At 70.9% G+C, this 11,118-nt stretch carries 10 protein-coding genes; 5 read left to right on the top strand and 5 right to left on the bottom strand.

Going from position 1 to position 11,118, the window contains the following annotated elements; all coding sequences use genetic code 11:
• The 5 genes from scpA to ACJ73U_RS06090 all read left to right on the top strand — a co-directional run.
• Nucleotides 1–1,587 (top strand): methylmalonyl-CoA mutase (scpA, locus tag ACJ73U_RS06070; protein ID WP_407776529.1); only part of this gene is annotated, 1,587 nt, incomplete at its 5' end.
• Complete coding sequence (gene meaB, locus ACJ73U_RS06075) at nt 1,587–2,570, top strand: methylmalonyl Co-A mutase-associated GTPase MeaB (RefSeq protein WP_407776530.1); 984 nt, start codon at nt 1,587–1,589, stop codon at nt 2,568–2,570. The genes scpA and meaB, both read left to right, overlap by 1 nt.
• A gap of 152 nt (nt 2,571–2,722) precedes the next feature.
• Nucleotides 2,723–3,763: a DUF6183 family protein gene (locus ACJ73U_RS06080; RefSeq protein ID WP_407776531.1), complete on the top strand. Its 1,041-nt coding sequence runs from the start codon at nt 2,723–2,725 to the stop codon at nt 3,761–3,763.
• A 27-nt stretch (nt 3,764–3,790) separates the two neighbouring features.
• Nucleotides 3,791–4,105, top strand: coding sequence for a hypothetical protein (locus ACJ73U_RS06085; RefSeq protein WP_407776532.1), 315 nt, complete (start codon nt 3,791–3,793; stop codon nt 4,103–4,105).
• Nucleotides 4,106–4,268: 163 nt separating this feature from the next.
• Nucleotides 4,269–5,540: a M20 family metallopeptidase gene (locus ACJ73U_RS06090; protein ID WP_407776533.1), complete on the top strand. Its 1,272-nt coding sequence runs from the start codon at nt 4,269–4,271 to the stop codon at nt 5,538–5,540.
• 272 nt (nt 5,541–5,812) lie between these two features.
• Here ACJ73U_RS06090 and ACJ73U_RS06095 read toward each other — a convergent pair whose 3' ends face one another.
• The 5 genes from ACJ73U_RS06095 to ACJ73U_RS06115 all read right to left on the bottom strand — a co-directional run.
• Nucleotides 5,813–7,081: a thymidine phosphorylase gene (locus ACJ73U_RS06095; protein ID WP_407776534.1), complete on the bottom strand. Its 1,269-nt coding sequence runs from the start codon at nt 7,079–7,081 to the stop codon at nt 5,813–5,815.
• Nucleotides 7,082–7,085: 4 nt separating this feature from the next.
• Nucleotides 7,086–7,475 carry a cytidine deaminase gene (locus ACJ73U_RS06100; RefSeq protein ID WP_407776535.1) on the bottom strand — a complete coding sequence of 130 codons (390 nt, stop codon included), beginning with the start codon at nt 7,473–7,475 and terminating at the stop codon, nt 7,086–7,088.
• Nucleotides 7,476–7,517: 42 nt separating this feature from the next.
• Nucleotides 7,518–8,786 carry an ABC transporter permease gene (locus ACJ73U_RS06105; RefSeq protein WP_407776538.1) on the bottom strand — a complete coding sequence of 423 codons (1,269 nt, stop codon included), beginning with the start codon at nt 8,784–8,786 and terminating at the stop codon, nt 7,518–7,520.
• An 88-nt stretch (nt 8,787–8,874) separates the two neighbouring features.
• On the bottom strand, nt 8,875–9,960 hold the full coding sequence (locus tag ACJ73U_RS06110; protein WP_407776536.1) for an ABC transporter permease: 1,086 nt from the start codon (nt 9,958–9,960) through the stop codon (nt 8,875–8,877).
• Between the two features lie 115 nt (nt 9,961–10,075).
• The coding region (locus tag ACJ73U_RS06115) for an ABC transporter ATP-binding protein (protein ID WP_407776537.1) at nt 10,076–11,118 on the bottom strand (1,043 nt) is incomplete at its 5' end.

Genomic DNA, 11,118 nt, shown 5'->3' on the forward strand with positions numbered 1-11,118 from the left:
ATCCAGAACGACATCCTCAAGGAGTTCATGGTCCGCAACACCTACATCTACCCGCCGACGCCGTCGATGCAGATCATCTCCGACATCTTCGCGTTCACCTCGCGCGAGATGCCCAAGTTCAACTCGATCTCCATCTCCGGCTACCACATGCAGGAGGCCGGGGCCACCGCCGACCTCGAGCTGGCGTACACCTTGGCCGACGGAGTGGAGTACATCAGGGCGGGTGTCGATGCCGGGCTGCCGGTCGACTCGTTCGCGCCGCGGCTGTCGTTCTTCTGGGCCGTGGGCATGAACTTCTTCATGGAGGTCGCCAAGCTGCGGGCCGCGCGGCTGCTGTGGGCGAAGCTCGTGAAGCAGTTCGACCCGAAGTCGGACAAGTCGCTGTCGTTGCGGACGCACTGCCAGACGTCCGGCTGGTCGCTGACCGCGCAGGACGTCTACAACAACGTGATCCGCACGTGCGTCGAGGCCATGGCGGCCACGCAGGGGCACACGCAGTCGTTGCACACCAACGCGTTGGACGAGGCGCTCGCGCTGCCGACCGACTTCTCCGCGCGCATCGCGCGCAACACGCAGTTGTTGCTGCAGAAGGAGTCCGGCACCACGCGGGTCATCGATCCCTGGGGTGGCAGCGCTTTCGTCGAGCGGCTCACCTACGAGCTGGCGGTCAAGGCCTGGGGCCACATCCAGGAGGTCGAGGCGGCCGGCGGCATGGCCCGTGCGATCGACGCGGGCATCCCGAAGCTGCGCATCGAGGAGGCGGCGGCCCGCACGCAGGCCCGCATCGACTCCGGCCGCCAGCCCGTGATCGGCGTGAACAAGTACCGGCTCGCGGACGCGGACGAGGCCATCGACGTGCTCAAGGTCGACAACGCCGGCGTGCGGGCACAGCAGCTGGAGAAGCTGCGGCGGTTGCGGGCGGAACGCGACCAGGGCGCCGTCGACCGGGCGCTTTCCGCGTTGTCCGCCGCCGCGAACGGCACCGGGAACCTGCTGGCGCTGGCGATCGACGCGGCACGCGTGAAGGCGACCGTCGGCGAGATCTCCGACGCGCTGGGCGAGGTCTGGGGACGGCACTCGGCGCAGATCCGTACGATCTCCGGCGTCTACTCCGAGGAGGTCGGTGGCGTGTCCAATGTGGCGGAGGCGCGCCGGGTGGTCGACGAGTTCGCCGAGGCGGAGGGCAGGCGGCCACGCATCCTCGTCGCCAAGATGGGGCAGGACGGCCACGACCGCGGGCAGAAGGTGATCGCGACGGCCTTCGCCGACCTCGGCTTCGACGTCGACGTGGGCCCGCTGTTCCAGACGCCGGCGGAGGTCGCGCGGCAGGCGGTCGAGGCGGACGTGCACATCGTGGGCGTCAACTCGCTGGCCGCCGGGCACCTCACGCTCGTGCCCGCCCTGCGCGACGAGCTGGCCGCGCTGGGCCGCGACGACATCATGATCGTCGTCGGTGGCGTGATCCCGCCGCAGGACTACGACGAGCTGTACCAGGCGGGTGCCACCGCGATCTTCGGTCCTGGCACGGTGATCGCCGAGGCGGCGACCGACCTGCTGCGCAAGCTGTCGGAACAGCACGGGTACTGATGGCCCGGGAAATAGACCTCGACGCGTACGCCAAGGGTGTCCTCGCCGGTGAGCGGGGGCCGCTCTCCAAGGCGATCACGCTGGTCGAGTCGCGGCGGCCGGACCACCGCGACCTCGCCCAGCGGTTGCTGGTGGAGCTGCTGCCGCACGCCGGCGGGGCGCACCGGGTCGGCATCACGGGTGTGCCCGGCGCGGGCAAGTCGACGTTCATCGACGCGCTGGGCACGTCCCTGACCGAGTCGGGGCACCGGGTCGCGGTGCTGGCGGTCGACCCGTCGTCCACCCGGACGGGTGGCTCGATCCTCGGCGACAAGACCCGCATGGCTCGGCTGGCTACCGACCCGTCCGCGTTCATCCGGCCGTCGCCCACCTCGGGGACACTGGGTGGGGTGACCCGCGCGACCCGCGAGACGATCGTGCTGATGGAGGCGGCCGGCTACGACGTGGTGCTGGTGGAGACGGTCGGCGTCGGGCAGTCCGAGGTCGCGGTCGCCAACATGGTCGACTGCTTCCTCCTGCTGACCCTGGCGCGCACCGGCGACCAGCTGCAGGGCATCAAGAAGGGCGTGCTGGAGCTGGCCGACGTGGTCGCCGTCAACAAGGCGGACGGCGACCACGAGGCGCTGGCCCGCAAGGCGGCGCGGGAGCTGGCCGGCGCGCTGCGGTTGCTGCGCGGGCACAACGACGTGTGGAACCCGCCGGTGCTGACCTGCAGCGGCCTGACCGGCACCGGGCTGGACACGGTGTGGGAGCAGGTCCAGCGGCACCACGACACCCTGTCCGCATCGGGTGAGCTGGCGGCCAAGCGCCGGCGGCAGCAGGTGGACTGGACGTGGACGATGGTGCGGGAGACGTTGCTGACGCGGCTGTCCGAGCACCCCGGGGTCCGTGCGCTGACACCGTCGCTCGAACGGCAGGTGGCCGACGGCGAGCTGACCCCGACGCTCGCGGCAGAACGGATCCTGGAGGAGTTCGCGGACTGAGCGGAGCTTGCGGAGCGAACATCGGTTCTGAGCGAAGCTTGCGGAGCGAACATCGATACTGAGCGAAGCTTGCGGAGCGAACATCGATACTGAGCGAAGCTTGCGGAGCGAACATCGATACTGAGCGAAGCTTGCGGAGCGAACGTCTACACATGAGCCGGATCGAGGAGATGCTGTCCGAACTGCCCGGCTGCTCGCGCGTCGGGCAGTACCGGGCGGAAGTGGACGGCTGGCCCGTCGACCGGCTGGAGGCACTTGGGCACGCCATCCTCGCGTCCGGGGACGCCCAGCACTGGGCCGTTCGCAGTGTCCTGGACCACGTGCTGAACCTCCTGGCGCTGAGCCCGTCCGACGAGCGGGCCGCCGCCGTGGTGCGCGTCGTGGCGGACGGCCTGCCGCTGGAGTCGGTCCGGACGGTGGCGGCCATGCTCGCGCAGGGGCAGCGGGCGCGGGTGCTCGTGTCCGTGCTGGCCGGCATGCCGCCCGGCGACGCCGCGACCGAGCTGGGCGCGTGCCTGTTGCACGAGATGATCCTGCGCCGCATGCCGGTGGACGCCGTCGCCGCCGCCTGGGCACAGCGGCTGGCCGGGCACCCGCTGGCCGAACTGCCGCTGCACTCGCTGCCGGGCGAGACCCGGGTGCCGCTGCCGCACTTCGGCACCCACGCGAAGTCGCACGACACCCCGTTCCTGCCGGGCAGGGTGGACCTGATCACCGCCTCGGGGACGGTCCCCGCCGTCGCGCGGGCCCCGGCGCCCGCGGACCTGACCTCTGCCGTCAGGACCTGGCTGACCAGGTCGAACGGCCGGGCGGAGGCGGCGATGTGCACGCTCGACCCGCCAGTGTCCCCAGGCTCCGTCGGCGTTCGCACGATCGAGGCGCTGGGCCTCGACTGCCTGGCGGGTGGCGGACTGGCACTGCGCCGCGCGAGCCTGGACGAGGTGGTGCCCGTGCTGTTCGCCGCCGCGGCGTACGGCGGCGCCTACGACGAGGGTCTGGGTGGCGCGTACGGCCGGGAGGCCGCGTGGCGCTCGCTGAACGCGCTGGCCGGTGGCTCACACGTCGGCTGCGCGTGGTGGCTCTTCGACGCCGCGAACGACTGGTTCCAGCGGATCGCGTGGGATCTGGGCGTGCTCTGCCTCCGCCCCGGTGGTCACGTTATGGCAGTGCTGGCCTCGACGGATAGTGACTAGCCCGGCTACTTCGCTACCCTGGTGTGCATGCGTAGCGCCACCCGACTGCTCGTCGTGACCCTCACGGGCCTCATCGTGGCGCTGCTTCCGGTTCACGCGTTCGCCGAGTCACAGCCATCGAACCGCGAGTACGGCCTCGTCGCCGGGCAACAGCCGACGCCGCCGCCCACCGGACCGACCGCCGCGACGAGCGCGCCGACCATCGACCTCGACCCCGCCGAACAAGAGGCGAAGAAGGCCGAGCAGCGGCGCAAGCTCGTCATGGGGATCACCTCCGTCCTGCTGGTAGGCATCGTGATCTGGGGCCGCAGCATCAAGCGGAAGAAGGCGAAGGCCGGCTGACCGCTGGCCGACAGAGATCGTTTAGCGAGGCAGAAGGACCGGCACCGTTCGGCGCTCTGGTCGTACCGGCAAGCGGTTCACCAGCATATCTAGCCTGGTCCTTCAAGCCGATGGTGCAGGATTGGCGAATCATGGCGAACACAGGGGACTCCGGGAGGGTGGCGTGACCGTGCTCGACTCACGCTCCGACCTTCCCGGGGATGACAGGGCCGGGGTGCTGATCACCGACGAGGGCGTCAGTATGCCTCGTGTGGAGGACATCGGAGCCGGCCGCGGGCCGGAGTGGTTGGACAGCTGGCTGACGCGCAACGCGCTGGACGTCGTCGCGTGGTACCGGCACATCCACCAGCACCCCGAACTGTCCAGGCGTGAGTACAACACCACTGAGATGGTGGCCGGTCTGCTCTCGTCGGCGGGCCTGCGGCCGAAGGTCTTCGACACGGGCACCGGCCTGATCTGCGACATCGGCGTCGGCGACCGGTGCGTCGCGCTCCGCGCCGACATGGACGCGCTGCCCGTCACCGAGCTGACGGGTCTGCCGTTCGCGTCGAGCGTGCCCGGCGTCGCACACGCGTGCGGCCACGACGCGCACACGTCGATGCTGCTCGGCGCGGGTCTCGCGCTGGCGTCGGCACCGGAGCTGCCCGGCCGCGTGCGGCTGGTGTTCCAGCCGGCCGAGGAGGTCATGCCGGGCGGCGCGCTGGACGTCATCGCGTCCGGCGGCCTCGACGGGGTGCGGTCGATCTTCGGCCTGCACTGCGACCCGCGCCTGCAGGTCGGCAGCGTCGGCACCCGGGTCGGCGCGATCACGTCCGCGACGGACCTGCTGGAGCTGAGGCTGACGTCGCCGGGCGGCCACACGTCCCGGCCGCACCTGACGGCCGACCTCGTGCACGCGCTCGGCACGGTCATCACCGGCCTGCCCGCGCTGCTGTCCCGCCGCGTCGACCCGCGCTCGGGGACGGTGCTGGTGTGGGGCGCGGTGCACGCGGGCGAGGCCCCGAACGCGGTCCCGCAGGACGGCATGCTGCGCGGCACCCTGCGCACGGGCGACCACGAGGTGTGGGCCGACCTGGAGCCGCTGGTGGCCGGCCTGGTCCAGTCACTGCTCGCCCCGACGGGTGTCGGCTTCGAGCTGGAGCACCGCCGCGGCGTGCCCCCGGTGGTCAACGACGTGGAGTCCGAGGCCGTCCTGCGCGCGGGCGTCGAGGCCGCACTGGGCGAACGCGCGGTGACGGGCACGAAGCAGTCCTCGGGCGGCGAGGACTTCGGCTGGTACCTGGAACACATCTCCGGCTCGTTCGCCCGCCTGGGCGTCTGGTCCGGCGAGGGCCCCCAGCCCGACATCCACCAGCCCACGTTCCGCATCGACGAACGCGCACTACTGACAGGCGTCCGCGTCCTAACCCACACCGCCCTAGCAGCCCTAGCCTAAACCCCGCGAGTCCAACAGTCCGGACCCGCGTGTCCAACGCTCCAGACACGCGAGTCCAACATTCCGAACTCGCGTGTCCAACATTCCAGACGCGCGAGTTCAACGTTCCGGACCTTCGAGTTCAACGTTCCGGAGGCGCGTCCTCTCGGTTGAACTCGCGCGTCCCCTCGGTTGGACACGCGGGTCTTTTCGGTTGAACTCGCGCGTCCCCTCGGTTGGACACGCGGGTCTTTTCGGTTGGACACGCGCGTCCCCTCGGTTGGACACGCGGGTTAGCTGTGGATCGTGTCCAGTACCAGTGGTGTCGGGGTCGGTGGCTGGTCGGTGATCTCGTACGTGTCGGCCAGGGCCGCCAGTGCGCCCTCCACCGCGTCCGGGGTGTCGGTGTGCAGTTCCAGCAGAGGGGCACCGCTGACCACGGCTTCTCCTGGTTTCACGTGGCACACGACGCCCGCGGCGGCCTGCACCGAATCCTCCTTGCGCGCCCGGCCCGCACCGAGACGCCACGCGGCGACCCCCACGCCGAGCGCGTCCAGGCGGTTCAGGTAACCGTCCCGCGGCGCCTCCACCACGTGCACGTGTCGCGGCCTGGGCAACTCGGCCGATGGGTCGCCGCCCTGGGCCGCGATCATCCGCGCCCACGTCTCGTACGCCTCGCCGGACGCCAGTACCGCGGCCGGGTCCGCCGACACCCCGGCCAGCGACAGCATCTCCGACGCGAGCGCGACCGTCAGCAACACCACGTCCGCCGGTCCGCCGCCCTTGAGCACCTCGACGGCCTCGGCCACCTCGACCGCGTTCCCCACCGCGCGCCCCAGCGGCACCGACATGTCCGTGAGCAGGGCCGTCACCTTCTGCCCGTGCGCGACCCCGATGGACACCAGGGCCGAGGCGAGCGTTCGCGCGTCCTCCAGTGACTTCATGAACGCCCCGGAGCCGACCTTCACGTCCAGCACCAGCGCGCCCGCGCCCTCCGCGATCTTCTTCGACATGATCGACGACGCGATCAACGGCACGCACTCGACCGTGCCCGTCACGTCCCGCAGCGCGTACAGCTTCCGGTCCGCCGGCGCCAGCCCGGACGTGGGCGCGCAGACCACGGCCCCCACGGTCAGCAGCTGGTCGCGGATCTCGTCGGAGGTCAGCGACGCCCGCCATCCGGGGATGGACTCCAGCTTGTCGAGCGTGCCACCCGTGTGCCCCAGCCCTCGCCCGGACAGCTGCGGCACCGCGACCCCGCACGTCGCCACCAGCGGCGCCAGTGGCAGCGTGATCTTGTCGCCGACCCCGCCCGTCGAGTGCTTGTCGACCGTCGGCACCGGCCACGACAACCGCTCACCCGAGTCGATCATCGCCTGCGTCCACCGGGACGTCTCCGCGAACGTCATCCCGTTGAGGAACACCGCCATGGCCAGGGCCGACATCTGCTCCTCGGCCACGAGACCACGGGTGTACGCGTCGATCACCCAGTCGATCTGGTCGTCCGTCAGGACCCCGCCGTCCCGCTTGGTCCGGATTACATCGACAGCCGCGTGCTTCACAGGCTCACGGTAGATCGCCCGGCCCGAACGCGTGCGGCAGGACCTCGGACATCGGCGCCGGACCGGCCGGGGTGTCCATCAGGCAGTCCGGCCCACCCAGCTCGAACAGGATCTGCCGGCACCGTCCGCACGGCATCAGCAGGTCACCCGACCCGCTCCGGCACGCCACCGCCACCAGCCTGCCGCCACCCGTCAGCCGCAGCTGCCCGGCCATGGTGCACTCGGCGCACAGGCCCACCCCGTACGCGGCGTTCTCCACGTTGCACCCGGTCACCAGCCGCCCGTCGTCCACCACCGCCGCGGCACCGACCCGCAGCCCGGAGTAGGGACAGTAAGCCAGCTGGGCCGCCTCCACAGCGGCGGCCCGCAGCTTGTCCCAGTCGACCTCAGTCACGATGTCCGCTCCGCAAAGCTCCGCCAGCTCCGCCAGAAACGCTCAGTCACCTTCACCTCGCCGATAGGGCACACCATCAGCAGCCGGCGGCCGCAGTCGCTGCGCCGCCAGGGCCAGTACCACCAGCGTGATGATGTGCGGTGTGTACGGCAGGAACTCCTGCGGCAGCTCGTCGGTGAAGTAGTACAGCACGTACATGGCCGCGGCCCCGATGACCGCGAACATGGCCGTCTTCCACTTCCGGCGGAGCACCTGCCAGCAGAACACCAGCACGACGGCGATGACCGCCGAGTACAGCAGTGCGTGCACGGCCTCCGGGGTCGCCGACAGCCGCAGCCCGTCCGCGTACCCGAACAGCCCGGCGCCGGCCAGCGTGCCACCCGGCCGCCAGTTGCCGAAGATCATCGCGGCGAGGCCGATGAAGCCGCGGTTCGCGGTCTGCCCCTCCTGGTAGATCGACGGGCTGGACCCGAGCACCAGCGCCGCGCCGGCGATCCCCGCGAGCGCACCGGAGGCGATCACCGCCACGTACTTGTGGAAGTACACGTTGACGCCCAGCGACTCCGCGGCCACCGGGTTCTCGCCGCACGACCGCAGCCGCAGGCCGAACCGGCTGTGCCACAGCACGTAGTACGTCGCGACGACCAGCAGGATCCCGATGATCAGCATGGGCGACACCCGCGTCACCAGCCCGCGCAGCAGGCCGGCGACGTCGGAGACGATCACCCGCTGGTCCTTCTCCAGGTCGCCGAGCCAGTCGGAGAGGCCGGGCGCGGAGAACGTGTCGAACTGCGGGATCGGCGGCGAGTCGCGCGGGTTGTCCGAGATCGGCTCGAAGATCAGCGTCGAGAGGTACTTCGTGACGCCCGCGCCCAGCAGGTTGATGGCCACACCGGACACGATGTGGTTGACGCCGAAGGTCACCGTCGCGACCGCGTGCAGCGCGCCACCCAGCGCACCGCAGATCATGCCGGTCACCACGGCCATCCACGGTCCCCAGTGGTAGCCGCCGAACGCCGCGCCCCAGGTGCCGAGGATCATCATGCCCTCGAGCCCGATGTTGATCATGCCGGAACGTTCGGCCCAGATGCCGCCGAGGCCGCAGAGGAGGATCGGCAGCCCCAGCGTGACCGTGTTCTGCATGGTCGACGACGACGTCAGCGCCGGTTCCCCGGTCCAGTACGAGGTCAGGGCCAACACGACGATGACCGCGACGACACCGATCGTGAACACCGCCCAGCCGGGCAGCTTCCGCTTGCGTGGCGGCGGGGCCATGGTCATGCCGGAGGCCGCCGGCGCCACCTCGACCATGCTCACGACCGCACCTCACCCTCTCCTCGCAGGCTCCGACCGGGCGGCCGCCGGTCGTGGTGCCCGTGGTTCACTCCGCAAGCTCCGCTCACTGCACAGCCTCCGGTTCCACCACGGTGCCGGTGGCCTGGCCGACCCGCCGCTGCTCGGCGGCCAGTTCCATCCGCTTGACGATCTCGTACGCGACGACCACCGAGAGCACGATCGCCCCCTGCATGATCGTCGCGATCTCCCTCGGCACGCCCACGTTGTCCAGCGCGCCCTTCGCCTTCTCCAGGAACGCCCACAGCAGCGACCCGAACGCGATGCCCACCGGGTGGTTGCGGCCCAGCAGCGCGATGCCGATGCCCGCGAACCCGTAGCCGGACGCGAAGTTCAGCGTGTACGCGTGGTCGCGGCCGAGGATCTCCGGCATGCCGACCAGCCCCGCGATCGCGCCCGACACCAGCAGCTCCACCACGATCATCTTCTTCGCGTTGACGCCACCGGCCGCGGCCGCGGTGGGCGACAGGCCGGACGCCTTCAGCTCGAACCCGAACCGGGTCCGGTTCATCACCACCCCGTACACGGCGGCGGCGATGACCGCCAGCAACACCAGCCCGAACACCGTGCCCTTGCTACCCAGGTCGATGCCGGGCACCTGGCCGGATTTCGGGATCGGCTCGGTGGTGACGTTGTTGCCGACCAGGATGCCGAACTGGTCGCGGCGGATGAGGAACGCGGCGAGCCCGAACGCGATCGCGTTCATCATGATCGTGGAGATCACCTCGTGCACCCCGCGGGTGACCTTCAGAACCGCCGGCAACGCGGCCCACGCCGCGCCCGCGATGGCCGCGACGACGAGGATGACCAGCCAGTGCAGCACGGGCGGCAGCACGATCGCGCCGCCGACGATGGCCGCGACCACCGCGCCGACCCGGTACTGGCCCTCGATCCCGATGTTCAGCAGGTTCATGTGGAACCCGATGGCGGCGGCCAGCGCGGCCAGCATGTAGATGGCCGTCGAGTTGACGATGTCGACCGCGACCTGGCCCTCGCCGACCTGGCCGATCATCGCGCCGAGCGCCTTGCCGGGGTTCGCCCCGGACACGATCAGCACGATCGCGCACAGCACCGCGGCGAAGACGATCGCCAGGACGGGCGCCAGCAGCGACGAGCGCAGCCGGGCGTTCATGCCACCACCGTCCCCGCTCCGTGGCACCGGAACGCTCCGCGGGCTCCGCTACTCCGGTGCCCTCCGCGGGGCCGCCGGCGGTCCGAGCATCGATGATTCGCTCCGCAAGCTCCGCTCATGCCTCACCTCCGGTGACCAGCTGACCTGACTCGTCCACGTGGCCGGCCCCGGTCATCGCGCTGCCGAGGTCCTCCGGCGTGACGGTGGCCGGGTCGGCGTCCGCGACGAACCGCCCGCGCAGCATGACCTTGATGGAGTCGGACAGGCCGATCAGCTCGTCGAGGTCGGCGGACACCAGCAGCACGGCGAGGCCGTCGCGCCGGGCGTTGCGGATGTGGTCCCAGATGGCGGCCTGTGCGCCGACGTCGACGCCGCGGGTGGGGTGGGAGGCGATCAGCAGCTTCGGCTCGCCGGACAGCTCCCGGCCGATCACCAGTTTCTGCTGGTTGCCGCCGGACAGGGACGCGGCCGCGACCTCGATGCCCGGCGTGCGGACGTCGAACTGCTCGACGATCCGCTGAGTGTCCTTGCGGGCGCCGGCCACGTCGAGGAACGCGCCGCGCGCGGTCGGGCGCCTGGTCTGGTAGCCGAGGATCCGGTTCGCCCACAGGGGCTGGGTGAGCAGCAGGCCGTGCCGGGTGCGGTCCTCGGGGATGTAGCCGATGCCGGCCTCGCGGCGGGCGAGCGTGCCGGCCCTGGTCAGGTTCTGGTCCGCGAGCAGCACGCGACCGCTCGCGGCCCTGCGGATGCCCATGATCGTCTCGACCAGCTCGGTCTGGCCGTTGCCCTCGACGCCGGCGATGCCGAGCACCTCGCCGGAGTGGACGACCAGGTCCAGGTCGTCGAGCAGGCGGCGGCCGTCACCCGTCTCGAGGACGAGGTTCTCGACCCGGAGGACCACCCTGTCGGTGACGGTCGACTCGCGGGTCTCGGGGCTGGGCAGCTCGGAGCCGACCATCATCTCGGCGAGCTGGCGGGAGGTGACCGTCTCGGGGTCGACCGTGCCGACGGTGGTGCCGCGGCGGATCACGGTGATCGAGTCCGCGATGGCGCGGACCTCGTCGAGCTTGTGGGAGATGAAGAGGATCGTGTGGCCGGAGTCGCGCAGCTCGCGGAGGTTGACGAAGAGCGCGTCCACCTCCTGCGGCACCAGCACGG

It is taken from the genome of Actinophytocola sp., assembly GCF_045807065.1.
Taxonomy (GTDB): Bacteria; Actinomycetota; Actinomycetes; order Mycobacteriales; family Pseudonocardiaceae; genus Actinophytocola.

Bases quoted from the DNA above. Each gene is read 5' to 3' on its own strand.
- meaB (WP_407776530.1), top strand. From the start codon at position 1,587: ATGGCCCGGGAAATAGACCTCGACGCGTACGCCAAGGGTGTCCTCGCC.
- ACJ73U_RS06080 (WP_407776531.1), top strand. From the start codon at position 2,723: ATGAGCCGGATCGAGGAGATGCTGTCCGAACTGCCCGGCTGCTCGCGC.
- ACJ73U_RS06085 (WP_407776532.1), top strand. From the start codon at position 3,791: ATGCGTAGCGCCACCCGACTGCTCGTCGTGACCCTCACGGGCCTCATC.
- ACJ73U_RS06105 (WP_407776538.1), bottom strand. From the start codon at position 8,786: ATGGTCGAGGTGGCGCCGGCGGCCTCCGGCATGACCATGGCCCCGCCG.
- ACJ73U_RS06110 (WP_407776536.1), bottom strand. From the start codon at position 9,960: ATGAACGCCCGGCTGCGCTCGTCGCTGCTGGCGCCCGTCCTGGCGATC.